Origin of the sequence: Rhodococcus sp. 06-156-4, from assembly GCF_002259345.1 — a bacterium.
Lineage (GTDB): Bacteria > Actinomycetota > Actinomycetes > Mycobacteriales > Mycobacteriaceae > Rhodococcoides > Rhodococcoides fascians_E.
The window spans coordinates 21,235-38,184 of sequence record NZ_NPGB01000028.1; the positions used below are offsets into that span (position 1 = coordinate 21,235).

Here is a 16,950-nt window from a genome sequence, read left to right on the forward strand (position 1 = left end):
GGGTATGCCAGCACTACCGCGTCGATCACGTCGAGAATCTACGATCGATACATGCGCGTCACGACGGCCTGGCAGGCACTAGCGCACCATCCTTTACGTTTTCTGCTGACGCCATGGCCATGGCGTAGCCTCCTGTATCTGCTTTCCGGCGGCATCCTCAACCTGATCGTGTTCGTGGTGCTCGCAGCCGCAACCGTCCTGGGCGTGATCTTCTTCGTTGTAGTCGTCGGCATCGTCCTGCTGCTGCTCGTGGCGCTGTCGGGCATCGTCGTCGCCCGGGTGGAGCGAATGCGGATACGGCTGGTCGATCTCGACGGAATCGCCGATCCACACCGTCGGCCCCTTTCCCCCGGTGTGCGCGCCTGGGTGCGTACCCGATTCTCGGAGCCGGTGACCTGGCGTGAGTTCGGTTTTGCGGCGTTCTCCGTGACCGCGCTCTGTTGGCTGGACATCACCGTGCTTGCCTTCGCTTTCGTCCTGCCGGTCCTCAGTTTCCGTGCCCCCATGGACGACCCGTCGGCCTGGCCTTGGTGTTTCATCGGTGTGGTCACACTCGCGGCAGGGCCCTATCTGGTGACGGCCTGGGCAGGTGCGCACGCAGCACTCACACGCATCTTCCTGGCGCCCCGTGACGACGAGATCGGGGTCGACCTCACCGACGTCTCCAAGTCGCGCGAGCGTTTGCTCGACGCCTTCGAGTCCGAGCGTGCCCGAATCGAACGCGACCTGCACGACGGCGCACAGCAGCGCCTGGTGACCCTCGGGATGAACCTCGGGCTGGCAAGACTGGATGCGAACGATCCAGAACTCGACGCACGGTTGTCCGACGCGCAAGGCCAGCTCACTGTCGCGCTCGCGGAGCTCAGGGATCTGGTCCGTGGACTGAATCCGCAGGTGCTTGCCGACAACGGCCTCGCGGCGGCTGTCGCCGATGTCGCCAGTCGGTCCTCCATCGACACCGAGATCGACATCCGTCTGCCCGAGCGTGTTCCCCGCCGCGTCGAGACGACTGCGTACTTCGTTGTCACAGAAGCGCTCACCAACGTCTCGAGGCACAGTCGTGCGACCCGAGCCAGAGTTCACGGTCGCATCCACGCAGACATACTCGTGCTGGAAATTTCCGACGACGGAGTGGGCGGTGCGGATCCACGAGTCGGAACCGGTCTGACCGGGCTTGCCGACCGTCTCGATGTTGTTGCCGGACAACTGAAACTGTCCAGCCCTGCCGGCGGGCCGACCACGCTGAGAGTGGAGATCCCATGCCGTATCGCGTGATCCTGGCCGAGGATTCCACGCTCATGCGGGAAGGCCTCGCCGGGCTCCTACAACGCTTCGGACACACCGTCGTCGCCGCTGTCGGCAGCGCCGACGAGATCGCTCGTGCGGTCGACGAGCACGAGCCGGACCTTCTCATCACCGACGTCCGGATGCCCCCCGGTCAAGCGGACGACGGTGTGAGGGCGGCCGTCGCCCTGCGCGAGCGCATTCCTGGCTTTCCGGTACTGGTTCTCAGTCAGTACGTCGAGCAGTCCTACGCGTCACAGCTATTGGGCGCAGAAAACGCCGGCGCAGTGGGTTACCTGCTCAAGGACCGCATCGGTGCAGTCACGGAGTTCAACGACGCGGTGGAACGAATCGCATCGGGCGGGACCATCGTCGATCCCGAAGTGGTCCGTCAACTACTTCACCGACGGACGCGCCCGCTCGACCGCCTCAGCAAACGGGAAAAAGAGGTCCTCGCCCTCATGGCCGAGGGCAGATCGAACTCCGAAATCGAAAGGTCCTTGGAACTCAGCGTCCCCGCTGTGAACAAGCACATCAGAAACGTCTTTCTGAAACTCGACCTTCCCAGCGACATCGACGGGCACCGGCGCGTACTCGCCGTCCTCACCTACCTTCGAGGCTGACGAATTCCCGAAGTGCCGCGGCGAATTTCTCCGGTTGGTCTTCTCGATGGAGAAGTCCAATTCCGTTGCTGTCACGGGCTTCGTCCAGTGCAGCTCGATCGAAGAGTACTGAGCCCGTTCACAATCGGGAGGTCGAAGACCGAGAGCGCTCGACAGCCGAGCCAATTTCGCGTGCGGCAATCGGGTAGTCACCGGGGTTCCGACCTGCGAAGTTGAGGCGAAGATACTTTCCTGTTGGTTCGGCCGGGAAGTAGTCGTCTCCTGCGCCGACGATGACGCCGGCCGACCTGCACTCGGAGACCACGACGTCGAGATCCGTCTCGTCGGGGAGCCTCAGCCACAGGTTCAGTCCACCTGCCGGTATGCCTTCGAGTTTCCCCGTTGGAACGTGCTCTTCGATGCTCGTCACGAGAAGATCGCGGCGGGCGGCCAATTGACTGTGGAGACGAGTGAGATGCGTCCGCCATGCCGGCTGAGTGACGACGTCCAAGGCGACGGTCTGAAGAATCGAACTCACGTACATGGACTCCGCGCTCGTGTCCGCGATGATCCGTTCCCGAGCGGGTCCGCGGGCGATGATTGCTGCAACCCGCACCGCGGGTGACACGCTCTTGGTCAATGCTCGCGAATACACGACACGTCCTGTGTCGTCTCGGGCTGCCAGGGGGCTCGGGTGCGCCGAAATTCCGAAGTCATGAGCAGAGTCGTCTTCGATGATGAACGCCCCATGTTGTTCGGCGATCTTCAGAACCTTCTCCGCGAGTTCCGGTTTCCACAACGCGCCGGTCGGGCTCGCGAAGTTGGGTTGGGCATAGAACGCACGAGCACCGGTGCTCTCGAACGCTCGTCGAAGTTCCTCAGGGTCGGGCCCGGTGAATCCGGAAGGAACAGGAACGACATCGACGCCGGCCTGGGCTGCTGCCAGGATTGCGCCCCAGTACGTCGGCGACTCCATCAGTAAAGGCCGGCCCGCTCCGACCAGTGCTCTGAACGCAGTGCTCAGGCCTGTCTGACTGCCGGGTATCACCGTCACGTCGCTCGACGACGGTGGATTGATTCCGGGGGAAGTGATCGACGCGAGTTCTCGAGCGAACCATGATTGCAGCTCGGGTAGACCTGCGGTCGGTGGTCGATCGACAATGGCGTCACTTCGTGCAGCCCGGGCGAAAGCACTACGTACGAGCTTCTCCGGCAGCAACGTTCGGTCCGGGTAACCCGAGTGAAGTGAGACCACGTCGTTCGACGGCGACTGAAGCGCTGCCGGTAGTTTGAGCCGTGTCACAGGGGCGCCGAGTGCGGCGGTTTGCCAACGATAATCGTTGGCTCGGACCGATGTGTTCTCACGCACGAACGTGCCCACGCCGGGCCTGCTCTCGACCACCCCCTGCGATACCAGGACGCGAAGCGCTTTCTGTACGGTCACCGGACTTGCACTGTGTTCGACGACGAGAGAGCGCGTGGACGGCAGCTGCGCGCCAGGTGGGGCGGAGGCGATCCATCGACGTAGGGATGCAACGATCCGCGAACTGCTATCGTCAGACATGAGTCCCCATAGTAGCGCTACTTGTAACCGCGCATCGGCGATATCGTACGTACCCGGCCCGGGAATTCTGTGGGGGTTAGTCGGTGTCGTGGCGTTCTCCCTGACAGTTCCTCTCACTCGTGTGGCCGTCCTGGGCGGCATGCCGGCGTTGTTCGCGGGGGTAGGGCGCGCCGTAGTCGCTGCCGCGCTCGCCGTCCTGGTGCTGGGAGCTACTCGGCAGCGGCTACCGAACGGGATGCAGTGGGCTCGTCTGGCTGTCATCGCCTCTGGCGTGGTGGTCGGATTTCCACTGCTGACCTCGTATGCCCTGACGACCGCCTCTGCCAGCCACAGCGCAATAGTCATCGCACTTCTGCCCGCCACCACCGCAGTGGTCGCAGTCGCGCGAGGCAAGGAGAAGGTCCGTACAGCATTCTGGCTCATGGCTGTTCTCGGGGCGACGGCGGCGTTGGGGTTCTCTGTCGTGAGGAGCGGAGGATGGTCTGTGCCGCAATGGTCCGACCTACTGCTGCTGGCCGCTGTCGTCAGTGCGGCCATCGGGTACGCCGAAGGCGGGCTACTGTCAAGGGAATTGGGATCGTGGCAGACGGTGTCGTGGGCTTTGATAGTGGCTTTGCCGGTAACGGTCCCGTTGACATTCTTATCGCTCGACGGATTGTCCGAGATCGAGCCGAAGGCCTGGGCTGCGTTCGGCTACTTGGCTTCGATCAGCATGTATCTGGGTTTCTTCGCATGGTACAGAGGCCTCGCCATCGGTCCGATCACCAACGTCAGCCAGGTTCAACTTGTTCAGCCCGTTCTGAGTCTTGGTTGGGCTGCAGTCATTCTTCACGAGTACTTGACTTGGTCGTCGGCGCTGGGTGGTGCAGTCGTCGTTGTATGCGCAGCGATGACCGTGCGAACGCGATCATCTCCCGAAAGACTGCGAGCGCGAAAGTAGGCCTATGGCCACGTCTTCAGACGTTTCTCGAAGAGTGTCACGCTGAACCATTTTCCGTCCTCGAATTCGCGACGACCGACTTCGGTGAAACCTTGACCGAGGTAGTACCGGCGGAGCGTGGGATTGGTTTCGGCGCAATCCAATCGAACACGCGAGATGCCTGCGTCGGCTGCCGAGCGGGCCGCGTGGTCGAGCATGGCTGCACCCAGGCCGGTGCCCGCATGACAGCGATCGATGACGAGTCCGTGTACGTACAACGCGTCGCCGTCGTCGGGCCAGATCTCGGGGTCCGACCGTATCGTGCGCATTGCGGCCACGATTGGCGACGACCCGGGATACCGAGCGACGACGAACTCACCGCGCGAGACCTGCAGTCGAACGGTGGACAGCGGAACTTCACCCGGAGACCACTGGTCGATCGAGCGGGATGCCAGCCAGTCCTCGGCAGCATGTCGAAGAGCCAAAATAGCTGGTGCATCGTTTGTTCGGGCGGCCCGCACGTCGAGCATGGGTCCTCTCTTTCACCGGTATCGGTGAAACACCCAGGCGGACGATGTTTCGTGTTCACAGGCTCCCTGATGGTGACCCATCCTTCGCCAGTCGCCTGCAGAAAAATGTAGCAGTGCCGAGGGTGGCGCTCGGTTAGTCTGGTCGCTGTGTCTTTCCGCATAATGCCTGTCGACGGACGATCCTGGCAGTCGTTCCGCGATCAGCGGTTGGAGATGCTGGCGGATTCACCGAAGGCCTTCGTCGAGACGCTCGACTCCGCGACGGCCCAGACCGACAACCAGTGGCAACAGCGCGCCGAGAGCACGAACTCGGCGTTGTCCTGCGGCTTCGCTGCAGTGGACGACACGGACGCGTGGCTCGGAATCATGCGCGCACGCATCGAGGACGGCAAAGTCTTCCTGCTCGGCGTCTACGTATCGCCGACGGCGCGTGGAGGGGGCGTCGCCGACGCACTGTTGCGCGAAATCGAGCAGTGGGTGTACCGGCAAGGGCACCGTACCTTGACCCTGGAAGTCCACGAGGCGAACGGGCGGGCGCAAGCCTTCTACCGACGCATGGGGTTCGCAACCACAGGTGAGACCGTTCCCTATCCCTTGGCGCCGGACGAGCTCGAGATCGTCATGACGAAGCGGGTCGTGTGCGCAGGTTGAACTCCCGCGTTCGGGCCGTGTAGCGGTCGACGCACTACCCTTCGAAGTATGGAGTTCGATGACGTGCTCGACGCCGCCGCCCCGGGACGGGTTTCGCGAGACGCCGACGTCATGGCCTCGTATTCGGTCGATTGGACTCGGCGTTGGAGTGGACGACCGCGTGCGGTGGTGCGCCCCGAGTCTGCAGAGCAAGTTGCGGACGTGTTGAGAGCCTGCACCCAGCACGGGGTTGCGGTGACGGTGCAAGGCGGCAACACCGGGCTCGTCGGAGGTGCTGTTCCGTCCGATGGAAGTGTGGTTCTGTCGACGCGTGCGTTGCGCTCACACGGACCGGTCTCGGCGGACGGTTCCGTCACGGTCGGGGCCGGTGTCACTCTCGTCGAGCTCGAAACGCTTGCCGCCGAGGCGGGCTACACCGCTGGTTTGTCACTGGCGTCGGGAGAGTCGGCCACCGTCGGCGGCGCCGCATCGGCCAACGCAGGTGGGGCACGCGTGTTGCGCTACGGCTCGGCTCGCCATCGTATTTCAGGACTCCGAGCCGTCTTGCCGAGTGGCGATATCGTCGACCGTCGGACATCGCTGGTGAAGGACAACACGGGCTACGATCTGACGAATCTGCTGATCGGATCCGAAGGAACGCTCGCCGTCATCACCGACGTCACTTGGAAGTTGGTCCGTCCGCTGACCGACCACTTGGTGATAGCGATGTCGTTCCCCGACGTCCGAGCCGCTGTCGATGCCCTCCCGACGATCCTGCAGCTGCCCCAGATCGACGCCGTCGAATGGGCCGAAGGTGCCGCAGTGAGCCGCGTTGCGGAACACTCCGGTACACCGACGCCATTACCCGCCGAGGGTTTCTGGGTGTTCGCAGAGATGGGTTCTTCTCTCGTCGGCGCGGAGCCGGTGCTGGAGGCGTTGATGTCCGGCGGGCTGGACAGCAGCAGAATTGCGATCGCGGAATCCGCTGCGGAACGTCGGGCACTGTGGTCGTTCCGCGAGCGAATCACCGAATCGATCTCTACTGCTGGGGTTCCCGTCAAGCTCGACGTCGGTGTACCAGCCGAGCGGTTCGAAGAGTTCGTCGGCTCGATCACGGACGCAGTCCACTCAGTCGACATAGATGCTGTGCCCGTTCTGTTCGGTCACTTCGCCGAGAGCAACATCCATGTCAACATCCTGCCCGGTGCCGGTACATTCGCAGACGACGTTGCCGGAGCGTTGGAAGATGCTGTCCTGGAACTGGTTTTGAGTCACGACGGCACCATCAGCGCCGAACACGGCATCGGCCGAGCCAAACGTAGATGGCTGATCCGCCAACGTGGTGAAACGCAGTTGGCAGCCATGGCGCTGCTCAAGAACGCATGGGACCCACACCGCATCCTCAATCCTGGTGTGCTGCTGGATTGACCGCGGAGTACGGTCAGGACCAGGTCGATTCCCTCCGGTTCGGGGCAACCGTGTACGCACACACGTAACTCGCGGTCAGCAGCACTACAAGAACTATGGCCGACGTCGGAAAACCTGCCCGGTCGAGCGACATGTCGCCTGTACTCGCCATCGCCCACGTCATCACGCCGAGGGCGAGAAGAGCGACCGCTGCTGTCGAACATACCGCGAACCGGTGCTTCCACAACCGTACCGAGCGTGCCGGCAACATCCGATCGGTCGCAAGCGCCACGTGCCCTCCCGCAACCGCCCCCGCGCCGATGAACAGGCCCGCCAGTCCTCCGACGACGGCCGGGACGACGAAGCCGCCGACTCCGATCACCGGAACCGTCGCCGCAGCTCCCGCCACAGCGCCAAGTGCCGCGAACACAACGAGCACTCTTCCCACCCACGTCACGGACCAACTAGAACACGAAGGTTGCCTATCCGAAAATCTTCCTCACCGGCCCGCCAGGCGAATCAGGACATCGACTTCGCACCCTGGGGCGGCTGGATCGAATCCGTGCTCGTGCAGCCAACGAATTCCTCTGAGACTTCGCACCGACCACCATGCCCGGATGACCTCCCTGTCCACGGCGGACCCGTATCCCTCGAGGACGTCCGGGAGGTGTTCCGGGTGTCCCATCGTCAGTGTGGCCAGGTCGTACAGAGCGTCGCCTTGGGCGGCCTCAGACCAGTCGATCACTCCGGTCACGCGGTCGTCCAACACGAACACGTGGGAGGGTTGTAGGTCCCCGTGCACGAAGGCAGGGGCCCATGGGCGTAGTGCTTTCGCGGCCATTCGACGGTTGATCTCGACGATCTCACTCGACACGAGACCGCTGGTCCTCAACCAGGCGCATTCCCGGTCGAGCTCGTTCGAAATTGCGGCCGGGCTAGGTCCGGTCCGTGATGGGAGTGGTGCGCGGTGCAGAGTGCGGATTGCCGCACCGGCGGCGGCCCAGGAACGCGGCGTTGCCGTTGCCGGTGTGCCGAGATTGCCGAGTGGAGTCCCCGGGACAGCGCCGAGCGCGAGCACAGGGGCGCGTTGCCACAGGACGTGCGGCGTCGGGACGGGCGCCCGACCCATGGCATCGACCTCGATGTGGATGTTCGACGGATCGGTGTCGATTTTCAAGAAGACGTCGCCGACACGTACTGTTGCGCGATCTCTGTGCGCGACGACGACTTCGAGTCCGTTCACGTCGGCCATTATGTCCGCGAAGGCAGACCGAGTCAGTTCATTTTCCTCTGAGCGTCGCAGATAAGGTCCGTTCATGCGAAGCAAAAAAGGACGCAGCGGCGTATGGGTCGATATCGCAGTGGTGGCAGCCATCGTGGGAACGGGAGTAGTGGTTGCGGGGATCACCGACACTTCTTCGTCCACCGATCTGGCGATTCCCGGTTGCGAGGAGGTGATTCAGGAAGAGGATCTGATGCGAATCAACTACGCATTCACCACGGGCGCTGAAGTTGCTCGTGCAGACGAGCCGTGGATTGCCGACAGCAAATTGAATGGAATGACCGAGGCGCTCGTCGGTGCGTTGCCGGCAGGTACGGTTGTCGAACCGAATTCCGTCACTTCGCGATTGGAATTCTCCGGTGACCGAGAGACCTACAGTGTCGCAGGTTCGACCGCCGATGCAGGTGCATCCGGGACGATTACGTCGGACGGTCGAACTGGTCTGCTGGATGTAATCGTTGGATGCGCCGACCAGCCACCGGGCCCGTGCTTCGTTGGGACGGTCGACGAGCGAGTCACGTCCCAGGACGGCGCCGTCTTCGATGTCCAGGATCGCGGGGATACCCGACGGGTCGTCGCCATTACACCGGATGAAACGCGAATCGAAGTGACGTCCTTCGGGGTGTTGACGATCGACCAGCTGACCGACATCGCCTCGGCGCCCGGACTGAGAATCAACGCGCCCGGTCGATAGGCGGTTTGCTGGGCGGGGTGTAACACTTGTGCATTCTGCAAGCGGGATTCCGCCTGCACACGACGCAAGTGTTACACCAGAACCGCGAGGAACACGGTGGGCGAGGATTTCGCCTGTCGAATCTCTCGCTTTCTGAGGCGTCAGCTGTTTCCCTGTTCGGTAGCCAGAATCACGGCCGCCAGGCCTTCTCTCAGGTCTGCGACGAAATAGTCGGGGCGTTCCAATGACGGGAAGTGCCCACCCGACTCGGGTTCTTGCCAATGGACGATGTTTCGAAAGCGTTGCTCCGCCCATGGTCGTGGGTTCTTCTCGATGTCGCGGGGGTACGTTGTAATTGCGGCGGGGACATCTACGCGTAGTTCGGGATCGAGTGAGTCGTGGCTCTCGTAGTAGATCCGAGCCGATGAGGCGCCGGTCCGTGTGAGCCAGTAGAGAGTGACGTTGTCGAGGAGTTTGTCCAGCGGAATCGATTCCAGCGGAGAGTCTCGATTATCGGTCCATTCAGCGAATTTGTCGAGAATCCACGCGAGCAGCCCCACAGGTGAATCGACCAGGGAATAGCCGATGGTTTGCGGGCGGGTTGCCTGCTGCTTGGCGTAAGCAATGCTTCCGACTTTGAAAGCCTTTGTCTGTGATACCCATTCGAGCTCTGCAGGGTTGAGGCCGTTGGTCGTCACGCCCGGCGGAGGCTGGGCCAGAGTTGTGTGTATCCCCAACAGGCGTTCCGGGAAGCGTCCGCCGAGTATGGTCGTGATTATCCCTCCCCAATCGCCGCCGTGCGCAACAAAGTTGCTGTAGCCGAGTCTGTCCATCAGCTCGACCCAGGCAGTCGCGATCCGGTCGGTTCCCCACCCTGTGGAGCTCGGTTTGTCGCTGAACCCGAATCCCGGCAGCGATGGGACTACGACGTGAAAGGCCGGAGAATCAGGTGATACGGGCTCTGCGAGCTTGTCCACAACGTCGACGAACTCGGCAATGCTGCCCGGCCAGCCGTGTGTGACTATCAGCGGGGTGGCGTCGTGCCTGCTCGAGCGTCGGTGGAGAAAGTGGATCTCGAGACCCTCGATTGTTGTGTAGAACTGGCCGATTTCTGCGACTCTCGATTCGAAGGACCGCCAGTCGTAACTTGTGTGCCAGTAACGAACAACTTCGACGAGGTCATCGAGCGGCACACCCTGACTCCATCGGAGTGAACGCGGCACCGAATCGCGAACGGTCTCGGGTTCGGGGAACCGCGTTGCGGCCAATCTGCGTACGAGTTCGTCCAGATCTGCGTCGGACACCCGTGACCGAAACGTATGGACTTCGTCGATTCGACCGACCATGGCAACTCCTTCGTCGACGGCAGTCTGTCAATCATGGGTGACTTTTCAGCGTCGTAACAGTGGCCTTCGAGCCATTACTCGCAACATTCAGGCCATAAAGGCATCGACCTGTTTGGGTCTACAGCGCCTGAAACGCCAGAGCCTGACTGAGAGCGAAGGCGGCTACTTCGACGGCGACGGCTGCAACGAGAAGCGACATCGCAAGGCTGGGAACGGCGAAGGCCAAGACACCGATGCCCAACGCGGCAAAGACATTTGCCGACATGACGGCAAGCAGCATCGGACGTAACGCGACGTGTGCTGTGCCTGTCCAGAGAAGTGTCGCCCATACCGCTACGAGCGCGGCGACGAGGAGAACAGGGAATGGGCCGACCGACAGATGATCGGCAATGAAACGCGAGCATGCTGCAATGCTCAGTGCAGCCCCCGCACAGTAGGCAGCATCCAATCGAAGCGACAAAGAACCAATTCGACGACCGTTCATGCGGACCCCTCGGTGAATTCTACGGAAAGTACCCGGCTCGGTCCTGCGCCTGAGCTCAGTGACCCGATCGAGGATCTGAGACCGGTCGTCAGGAAGAAGAGCTACCGGCCAGGACGGCTGAGATGGAGGCGTCGAGGATGTCGATGCCGTCGTGTAGTTCGGTTTCGGTTGTCGTCAGTGGGGGAGCGATGCGGAAGATGCCGCCCATTCCTGGTAGCTGGACGATGTTGAGGTGCAGTCCACGCTCCAGGCAGGCGGTGGTCACTTTCTTGCCCAGGTCGTCGGCGGGGGTCTTCGACTCCTTGTCGGTGACGAATTCGAGTCCGCGTAGCAGGCCACGGCCCCGGACGTCGCCGACGACTTCGTAGGTGTCGCGCAGTGCGTCGAGGCGGTCGGAGAGCTGTTCGCCGAGTTTTGCGGCTTGCTCGACGAGTCCGTCGCGTTCGATGACGTCGAGCACGGTGTTTGCGACGGTGGCAGCCAACGGATCCGATGCGTGGGTGGTCAGGAACAGGAAACCTTTGTCGTTGCAGACGTTCTCGATCTCGTCGCCGGTGATCACCGCGGCGACGGGAAGCCCTGCGCCGAGGGTCTTGGACAGAGTCAGGATGTCCGGGGTGACCCCGTCGCGTTCGAAGGCATACATCCGGCCGGTGCGGCCGAGGCCGGTTTGCGCTTCGTCGAGAACGAGCAGCATTCCGCGTTCGACACAGAGTTCTTTGAGCCGTGCCAGGTAGCCGACGGGCGGATCGATGATGCCGCCGGACGACAGGATGGGTTCGACCAGACAGGCCGCAAGTGCGCCGGTGGACTGTCTGTCGATGAGCGAGAAGCCGTAGTCGAGCTCGGTCTCCCAGTCGTAGGAGCCGTCGGCACGCCGAAACCGAGGCCGGTAGGAATCAGGCGTCGGCAAGGTCAGATTGCCGGGGATCACCGGGCCGTATCCTCGTCGTCCGGCGGAGAAGGTCGCGGCCGCCGCGCCGGACGTCATACCGTGCCAGGACCGATCGAACGAGACGACCTCGTATCCGCCGGTGTACAACTTGGCCATTTTCAGAGCCGCTTCGTTGGCCTCCGCGCCGGTGGTGAGCAGTAGCGTCCTGCTGAGTTCCGGCGGGAGGGTGTCGGCGAGCTTGGTGGCGAGGTCGACCACGGGCCTGCTCAACATCCCGCTGAACAGGTGGTCCAGCGATCCGACGGACTGCGACACCGCTCGAACGATGTCCGGGTGGGAATGGCCGAGGACTGCGCTCATCTGGCCCGAGGTGAAGTCCAGTATTGCCTGGCCGTCGCTGTCGTACACGTACGTGCCTTCGGACCGTTCGATGATGCGGGGCGTGAACGTCACGCCGTAACGAATCAGGTGGCGATCGGCGTCGCTCCAGAAGCTGTCGGTGCTCATGGGCGTCTCCTCGATTCGGCGGCCCTCCGGTCACGCACAGACTAAGCCACGCGGTGCCGATCCGTCGGCCCATGACGAATGTCATCTCGATTCCGTGACGATGTCAGCCGAGCTCGTGATCCTGCGCACTGTTGCCAGGCAATTGCCGACGACAAGATCGTAAGTGACCGAAAGCCATGCTGCAGAACACGATAAAAGGAGTCATCATGAAGAAGCTCGCCATCCGCACCGCCACTGTCGCTGCCTTGATCGGAGGGTTCGGTGCCGCCGGCGCAGCAGTCGCCACGGCCGATACGGTGACCGAGCTTGTCCCGGCCATGAACGGCGGCGCTTACTGCCTGGTCGTCCAGGACGACGGGGCAGAGCAGTTGCTGTACAGCAGCTTCCGCTGCGACGAAGTACAGGCCGACATCGACGAGAAGGCCCGCCAGGACGAGCGTCGCGAAGAGCGCAAGGAAGAACGACGCGAAGAGCTCCTTCGCAACGGCTGATCGCACGGCAAGTCCATGAACGAAGTAGCTCTGCCGGAACAGATTTCGATCGAAGGGCTCATCAGCCCGCCCGACCGGCCCGGCGCGTCGATTTCACCACCACGGACTCGGGCACACGCCGCGTCGTTTATGTGGCAACGAGTGTGTCGACGAGTGCTCGGATGGCCGGGCTGGAGTCAGCGCTGCGACGCCAGACGGCGTGCAGTTCACGGGTTGGTGGGCGACGCAGTTCGAGGGATACAAGGTGTTCGCCCAAAGGGGGACGTGCGAGTCGAGGGATGAGTGCGACGGCGTTCGTCGACGCCACCAAGGCGAGTTGGCTGGAGAAGTCGTCGACCAGGTGCCGGACGTCGGGACTGTCCGGTAGGTCGGCGACGACGCGTCGAAACCATTGGTGGCACACGGTTCCCGGTGGACTCGTCACCCAGGTGAGACCGGTCAGTGCGCTGGCGGGCAACGCGTGAGCTTCGCGGGCGAGTGGGTGATCTCGATGGACGACGATGTCGCCGATGTCGGTGTGCAACGAACGTCGGTTCAGAGACGGCGGTATGGGGGCGATGAGTCCGTCTGCGTCGTGCACGAGGGCGACGTCGGCGATACCCGAATCGATGCTGTGAATCGCGCGGTCTGGATCTTGTTCGGTGATCTGCAGGCTCAGCTGTGGGCATGCCGCGCCGAGGGCGTGCATCGCCGAAGCAAGCACACCGCGGATGGCGGTGGAGAAGGCTGCGACCCGCAGAGTGCCGCGCGGTGCACCGTCGGCCACGGAACGTGCGGCTTCGGCGCATCGTTCCAGTGCATCGAAGACGTCGGGAGAGGAGTCGACGAGTGCCTGGCCTGCCGGTGTCAGCACGACACCGCGCCCTGACTGCGCGAGAACCCGAAGACCTAGCTGGCGTTCGAGTCGCTTGATCTGCTGTGAGACGGCAGAGGCCGTGAAGCCGAGTTCGTCGGCGGCCTTCGCCAAGGTGCCCAGGGTGGCCACCGACCTCAGAGCGTGTAGCGATGCGACGTCGACCATGAAGCGATGCTACGCATTATCGGCGAAAAACCATCGCTGGACCGAAGGCTTACTGCGTCGCACACTTCTGTGCATGATCACCGAACAGCTCTTCGGCACCAACTGCGTCGCCATGGTGACGCCAATGACCAGCGATAGACAGCTCGACGAGCGCTCCCTCGGCAGGCTCGTCGACCATCTCGTCGCCACGGGGTGCGACGGCATCGTCGTCGCAGGCACGGCGGGGGAGGCGCCCACGCTGACGGACGCCGAGACGGAGAAGCTCGTCGCCGCGGTGGTGTCGCGAGTCGACGGACGAGCGAAGGTGACGGCCGGCGTCGGAACCCACGACACCGTGGCCAGCGTCGCGCGGGCTCGTCGCGCGGAAGCGGCGGGCGCCGACGGGCTGCTCGTCGTCTGTCCCTACTACTCGCGGCCTACGCAGGCGGGCATCGTCGCGCACTGCACTGCCGTCGCCGACGCGACGAATCTCCCGGTGATGTTGTACGACGTGCCGGCGCGGTCCGGCACGGCGTTCTCGCCCGAATCGTTGTTTCTGCTGGCCGAGCATCCGCGAATCCGAGCGGTCAAGGATGCCAAAGGTGACCTGTACGAGGCCTCGACGGTGATGTCTCGGACATCTCTCGCCTACTACTGCGGAATCGACGAGCTCAACCTGGCGTACTTGGCAATCGGCGCAACAGGACTCGTCAGTGTGGTGGGCAATCTCGTCGGCGATCGGAACGCGGCCCTCGCGGATGCGGTGCGGCGAGGTGACCTCGTCTCCGCTCGTCGAATCCAGAACGAACTGCTCCCGCTCACCGACGCCGTCATGCGTACGTCTCAGGGCGCGATCATGGCCAAGGCAGCGCTGGCGGAGATCGGCGTCATAGACTCTGCGGCAGTGCGACTTCCGCTGCTCGAATCGCCTCCGGAGGATCTTAGACGCCTGTCCGCCGCGACGAGAGAGTGCTGAACGGCGTTCTACAGCTTTCTGAGCCTCGTCAACTGGACAGCGCTGCCGATTGCCACGATGGGCCAACACACGATGGCGATCCACTCGCTGGTGGAACGTTCGCCGTGAGTGATGTCGTAGATCGCCAATACGGTCAGTGCGATACCGATCACGAGGGTGATCCAGTTGAGCCGCATGCGCGTTGCCGTCGACGTGGTTGTCATGGGAAGAAATGTACGACCGGACGGCGGGTTTTGCTCCCGAATTGTCCAGATGAGCGTGCCGGTGCGGTACGCCGACGGCGTGCGGCGTCCGGTCCGGGGTTAGTGTGACCCGGAGACTCGGACAAAGGGTGTGGGATGAGCGTCGTCGACGAAAAAGCCGGTAGATCTCCGTGGGAACCGCAGGAGATGCCGCGGCCGAACCGGGCAGCACGGCCGGATGCGGACCCGTTCTACGTCGCGCCCGACGGCTTCGAGGAGGCTGCGCCGGGTGATGTCCTGCGGTTCCGTGAGGTCGAGGTGGCGCTGTACGGGAAGATTCCGCAGCAGGTCGACGCGTGGCAACTGCTGTATCGGACGTCCGATCTCCACGGATCGCCGCAGGTCAGCGTCACCACCGTCTTGATGCAGCGCGGAGCGGTTGCCGAAACTCCGCGCCTCCTGTCGTATCAGTGCGCGATCGACGCGGTGTCGGCCACGTGCTTTCCGTCGTACGCGCTGCAGCGGGGCGCAAAAGCGTGGGGCGCGGTTCCGCAATTCGAGTTCGTCCTGGTGCTGCATGCGCTGCGCCGCGGCTGGGTCATCTCGATCCCGGACCACGAGGGTCCGGACGGGCACTGGGGCTCGCCCCGTGAGCCCGGCTTCTTCATCCTCGACGGGGTCAGAGCCTCGTTGCGGTTCGCACCGGCCGGACTGACCGACGACACCAAGGTCGGTCTGTGGGGCTACTCGGGCGGAGGGCTCGCGACGTCCTGGGCTGCGGAGATGGCCCCCGAGTACGCACCGGAGATCGCACTGGTCGGGGCGGCCCTCGGCTCACCCGTCGGCGATCCTGCGTCGGCTTTCACCAGGCTGAACGCGACGTTGCACGCCGGTCTGCCCACCTTGGTGGTCGAAGGGTTGCGTAGGACGTACCCGGATCTGGACAGGGTGGTCAGAGCCCACGTCAATGCCGACGGGCTGGCGTTGCTCGAGTCGGTGGACGACCTGACCACCGTCGCTGCCGTGCGCAAGCTCGCGAAGCACGATCTGGACAGGTACATCGACATTCCGCTCGCGGATCTGCTGGCCACACCGGAAATCCTCGAGGTGTTCGAGGCTATTCAGCCCGGTAGAACCGCTCCCACCGTCCCGATGCTCGTGGTGCAGGCCGTCCACGACCAGATCATTGCCGTCGACGATGTGGACGGACAGGTCGACCGCTACCTCGACAACGGGGTCCACGTCACGTACCTGCGGGACCGACTCAGCGAACATCTGTCCCTGCACCCCCTGTCCGCGCCGCTCACCCTCGACTGGCTACAGGACCGGTTCGACGGACGCCCGGTGCCGCCGTCGGGCGTCACCACGGTCTGGTCGACGGCGTCGTCCTTCGGTGCGGTCCGTGACCTTCTCGCGCTGGCGTGGTCGACGACGATGGCGGTCCTGGGCCGCCGGCTGTGAGTGAAAATGTGTCCTGGGGGACACATTTTCACTCACCTGGGGTCTTGCTTCTGATGCTCTCGTTCGGCGCAGGTGCGACGGATGCGTTCGCCTTCCTCGCACTCGGCGGCGTTTTCACCGCGAACATGACGGGCAATCTGGTGCTCGTCGGACTGGTCGGCCGGGACGATTACCTTGCCAGCCTGGTCGGGGCCGCGATCGCCATCGCCGTGTTCTTCGTGGTTCTGCTGGCCGGGTTCCGCTACGCGCACCGCTCCGTGCGCGTCCCGACGTTGCCGTTGCTGGGGACGGCTGCGGCCGTCCAGGTGCTCACCCTCGTGGCGTGGTGGCTCGATGTAGGCGCCGTCGTCGCTCTGGTGGCGATGTCCGCGGCGGCGATGGCGTTGCAGACGGTGGTCGCGCGCTCGTCACTCCCCGAGGGAGGATTGTCCTCGACGTTCGTCACCGGAACGATGGTCAACATAGCCGACGACCTGGCCCGGGGCAGGACCGAGCATCTTGCGCTCAGGCTGGGCGCAATTGCCGCCTTGGTCGCGGGATCGTTCGCCGGTGCCCTGTCGATTCACGCCGAACCCCGACTCGGTCCCCTCGTGGCCGCGGTCGTCGCCTGTATCGGGTTGGCCCTGGCCGCTTTCGTCGTTCGCCGCTGACTTGCGTTGCGGCCTGCCGAGGTCGATACTCGAACTAATAGTTGTGTATCTACAAGTATTGGATTTC

At 63.4% G+C, this 16,950-nt stretch carries 19 protein-coding genes and 1 riboswitch; of the genes, 10 read left to right on the forward strand and 9 right to left on the reverse strand.

Annotated features, from left to right (window positions below; all coding sequences use genetic code 11):
* The first annotated feature begins 51 nt into the window (after positions 1–51).
* Positions 52–1,275 (forward strand): sensor histidine kinase, encoded by a 1,224-nt coding sequence (locus CH290_RS19975; protein ID WP_033190212.1) that lies wholly within the window; start codon positions 52–54, stop codon positions 1,273–1,275.
* Entirely contained in the window at positions 1,260–1,907 is a 648-nt protein-coding gene (locus CH290_RS19980) for a response regulator transcription factor (protein ID WP_033190029.1), read from the forward strand. Before CH290_RS19975 ends, CH290_RS19980 begins: the two co-directional genes overlap by 16 nt.
* 118 nt (positions 1,908–2,025) lie before the next feature.
* Here the strand turns inward: CH290_RS19980 and CH290_RS19985 are convergent, their stop codons facing one another.
* Positions 2,026–3,450, reverse strand: coding sequence for an aminotransferase-like domain-containing protein (locus CH290_RS19985; RefSeq protein ID WP_033190030.1), 1,425 nt, complete (start codon positions 3,448–3,450; stop codon positions 2,026–2,028).
* Between CH290_RS19985 and CH290_RS19990 the strand changes: the two genes are divergently transcribed.
* Entirely contained in the window at positions 3,449–4,390 is a 942-nt protein-coding gene (locus CH290_RS19990; protein ID WP_027498687.1) for a DMT family transporter, read from the forward strand. The genes CH290_RS19985 and CH290_RS19990 overlap by 2 nt on opposite strands.
* Positions 4,391–4,392: 2 nt before the next feature.
* Here the strand turns inward: CH290_RS19990 and CH290_RS19995 are convergent, their stop codons facing one another.
* Positions 4,393–4,899 carry a GNAT family N-acetyltransferase gene (locus CH290_RS19995; RefSeq protein WP_020111098.1) on the reverse strand — a complete coding sequence of 169 codons (507 nt, stop codon included), beginning with the start codon at positions 4,897–4,899 and terminating at the stop codon, positions 4,393–4,395.
* A gap of 24 nt (positions 4,900–4,923) precedes the next feature.
* Positions 4,924–5,004, reverse strand: a riboswitch (ZMP/ZTP riboswitch).
* 42 nt (positions 5,005–5,046) lie between these two features.
* Here CH290_RS19995 and CH290_RS20000 point away from each other — a divergent pair.
* Both CH290_RS20000 and CH290_RS20005 read left to right on the forward strand, forming a co-directional pair.
* Positions 5,047–5,550, forward strand: coding sequence for a GNAT family N-acetyltransferase (locus CH290_RS20000; RefSeq protein WP_230594344.1), 504 nt, complete (start codon positions 5,047–5,049; stop codon positions 5,548–5,550).
* Positions 5,551–5,598: 48 nt separating this feature from the next.
* Positions 5,599–6,957: an FAD-binding oxidoreductase gene (locus CH290_RS20005; RefSeq protein WP_033190031.1), complete on the forward strand. Its 1,359-nt coding sequence runs from the start codon at positions 5,599–5,601 to the stop codon at positions 6,955–6,957.
* Positions 6,958–6,970: 13 nt separating this feature from the next.
* On the opposite strand, the gene CH290_RS20010 is transcribed toward CH290_RS20005, so the two are convergent.
* The gene (locus CH290_RS20010; RefSeq protein ID WP_141216197.1) at positions 6,971–7,366 is read right to left on the reverse strand and encodes a hypothetical protein; all 396 of its coding nucleotides are present in this window, start codon (positions 7,364–7,366) and stop codon (positions 6,971–6,973) included.
* 69 nt (positions 7,367–7,435) lie between these two features.
* Positions 7,436–8,188 (reverse strand): phosphotransferase family protein, encoded by a 753-nt coding sequence (locus CH290_RS20015; RefSeq protein ID WP_020111094.1) that lies wholly within the window; start codon positions 8,186–8,188, stop codon positions 7,436–7,438.
* Between the two features lie 64 nt (positions 8,189–8,252).
* Here CH290_RS20015 and CH290_RS20020 point away from each other — a divergent pair, with 64 nt between their 5' ends.
* Positions 8,253–8,912, forward strand: coding sequence for a hypothetical protein (locus CH290_RS20020; protein WP_033190032.1), 660 nt, complete (start codon positions 8,253–8,255; stop codon positions 8,910–8,912).
* A 140-nt stretch (positions 8,913–9,052) separates the two neighbouring features.
* Here CH290_RS20020 and CH290_RS20025 read toward each other — a convergent pair whose 3' ends face one another.
* The 3 genes from CH290_RS20025 to CH290_RS20035 all read right to left on the reverse strand — a co-directional run bounded on the left by CH290_RS20025 (position 9,053) and on the right by CH290_RS20035 (position 12,123).
* Complete coding sequence (locus tag CH290_RS20025; RefSeq protein ID WP_026348216.1) at positions 9,053–10,237, reverse strand: epoxide hydrolase family protein; 1,185 nt, start codon at positions 10,235–10,237, stop codon at positions 9,053–9,055.
* Between the two features lie 118 nt (positions 10,238–10,355).
* A complete protein-coding gene (locus CH290_RS20030; RefSeq protein ID WP_141216198.1) occupies positions 10,356–10,721 on the reverse strand; it encodes a hypothetical protein in 366 nt (121 codons plus the stop codon).
* 88 nt (positions 10,722–10,809) lie between these two features.
* Positions 10,810–12,123, reverse strand: a complete 1,314-nt coding sequence (locus tag CH290_RS20035; RefSeq protein WP_033190033.1) for an aspartate aminotransferase family protein — start codon at positions 12,121–12,123, stop codon at positions 10,810–10,812.
* A 206-nt stretch (positions 12,124–12,329) separates the two neighbouring features.
* On the opposite strand from CH290_RS20035, the gene CH290_RS20040 reads away from it, so the two are divergent.
* Positions 12,330–12,614 carry a hypothetical protein gene (locus CH290_RS20040; protein ID WP_033190213.1) on the forward strand — a complete coding sequence of 95 codons (285 nt, stop codon included), beginning with the start codon at positions 12,330–12,332 and terminating at the stop codon, positions 12,612–12,614.
* A gap of 127 nt (positions 12,615–12,741) precedes the next feature.
* Here CH290_RS20040 and CH290_RS20045 read toward each other — a convergent pair whose 3' ends face one another.
* Positions 12,742–13,635 carry a LysR family transcriptional regulator gene (locus CH290_RS20045; RefSeq protein ID WP_033190034.1) on the reverse strand — a complete coding sequence of 298 codons (894 nt, stop codon included), beginning with the start codon at positions 13,633–13,635 and terminating at the stop codon, positions 12,742–12,744.
* A 73-nt stretch (positions 13,636–13,708) separates the two neighbouring features.
* On the opposite strand from CH290_RS20045, the gene dapA reads away from it, so the two are divergent.
* Positions 13,709–14,590 carry a 4-hydroxy-tetrahydrodipicolinate synthase gene (dapA, locus tag CH290_RS20050; RefSeq protein ID WP_033190035.1) on the forward strand — a complete coding sequence of 294 codons (882 nt, stop codon included), beginning with the start codon at positions 13,709–13,711 and terminating at the stop codon, positions 14,588–14,590.
* An 8-nt stretch (positions 14,591–14,598) separates the two neighbouring features.
* Here the strand turns inward: dapA and CH290_RS30010 are convergent, their stop codons facing one another.
* On the reverse strand, positions 14,599–14,793 hold the full coding sequence (locus CH290_RS30010) for a hypothetical protein (protein ID WP_141215417.1): 195 nt from the start codon (positions 14,791–14,793) through the stop codon (positions 14,599–14,601).
* 135 nt (positions 14,794–14,928) lie between these two features.
* On the opposite strand from CH290_RS30010, the gene CH290_RS20055 reads away from it, so the two are divergent.
* A complete protein-coding gene (locus CH290_RS20055; protein ID WP_033190036.1) occupies positions 14,929–16,233 on the forward strand; it encodes a lipase family protein in 1,305 nt (434 codons plus the stop codon).
* A gap of 53 nt (positions 16,234–16,286) precedes the next feature.
* Positions 16,287–16,883 (forward strand): YoaK family protein, encoded by a 597-nt coding sequence (locus CH290_RS20060; protein WP_141217840.1) that lies wholly within the window; start codon positions 16,287–16,289, stop codon positions 16,881–16,883.
* Positions 16,884–16,950: the final 67 nt, after the last annotated feature.

Excerpts from the sequence above, each read along its gene's own strand:
- CH290_RS20060 (WP_141217840.1), top strand. The coding sequence starts at position 16,287 with ATGCTCTCGTTCGGCGCAGGTGCGACGGATGCGTTCGCCTTCCTCGCA.
- CH290_RS20045 (WP_033190034.1), bottom strand. The coding sequence starts at position 13,635 with ATGGTCGACGTCGCATCGCTACACGCTCTGAGGTCGGTGGCCACCCTG.
- CH290_RS20005 (WP_033190031.1), top strand. The coding sequence starts at position 5,599 with ATGGAGTTCGATGACGTGCTCGACGCCGCCGCCCCGGGACGGGTTTCG.
- CH290_RS20025 (WP_026348216.1), bottom strand. The coding sequence starts at position 10,237 with ATGGTCGGTCGAATCGACGAAGTCCATACGTTTCGGTCACGGGTGTCC.
- CH290_RS19980 (WP_033190029.1), top strand. The coding sequence starts at position 1,260 with ATGCCGTATCGCGTGATCCTGGCCGAGGATTCCACGCTCATGCGGGAA.
- CH290_RS19990 (WP_027498687.1), top strand. The coding sequence starts at position 3,449 with ATGAGTCCCCATAGTAGCGCTACTTGTAACCGCGCATCGGCGATATCG.
- CH290_RS30010 (WP_141215417.1), bottom strand. The coding sequence starts at position 14,793 with ATGACAACCACGTCGACGGCAACGCGCATGCGGCTCAACTGGATCACC.
- CH290_RS19975 (WP_033190212.1), top strand. The coding sequence starts at position 52 with ATGCGCGTCACGACGGCCTGGCAGGCACTAGCGCACCATCCTTTACGT.
- CH290_RS20020 (WP_033190032.1), top strand. The coding sequence starts at position 8,253 with ATGCGAAGCAAAAAAGGACGCAGCGGCGTATGGGTCGATATCGCAGTG.
- CH290_RS20015 (WP_020111094.1), bottom strand. The coding sequence starts at position 8,188 with ATGGCCGACGTGAACGGACTCGAAGTCGTCGTCGCGCACAGAGATCGC.
- CH290_RS20035 (WP_033190033.1), bottom strand. The coding sequence starts at position 12,123 with ATGAGCACCGACAGCTTCTGGAGCGACGCCGATCGCCACCTGATTCGT.
- CH290_RS19985 (WP_033190030.1), bottom strand. The coding sequence starts at position 3,450 with ATGTCTGACGATAGCAGTTCGCGGATCGTTGCATCCCTACGTCGATGG.
- CH290_RS19995 (WP_020111098.1), bottom strand. The coding sequence starts at position 4,899 with ATGCTCGACGTGCGGGCCGCCCGAACAAACGATGCACCAGCTATTTTG.
- dapA (WP_033190035.1), top strand. The coding sequence starts at position 13,709 with ATGATCACCGAACAGCTCTTCGGCACCAACTGCGTCGCCATGGTGACG.
- CH290_RS20040 (WP_033190213.1), top strand. The coding sequence starts at position 12,330 with ATGAAGAAGCTCGCCATCCGCACCGCCACTGTCGCTGCCTTGATCGGA.
- CH290_RS20055 (WP_033190036.1), top strand. The coding sequence starts at position 14,929 with ATGAGCGTCGTCGACGAAAAAGCCGGTAGATCTCCGTGGGAACCGCAG.
- CH290_RS20030 (WP_141216198.1), bottom strand. The coding sequence starts at position 10,721 with ATGAACGGTCGTCGAATTGGTTCTTTGTCGCTTCGATTGGATGCTGCC.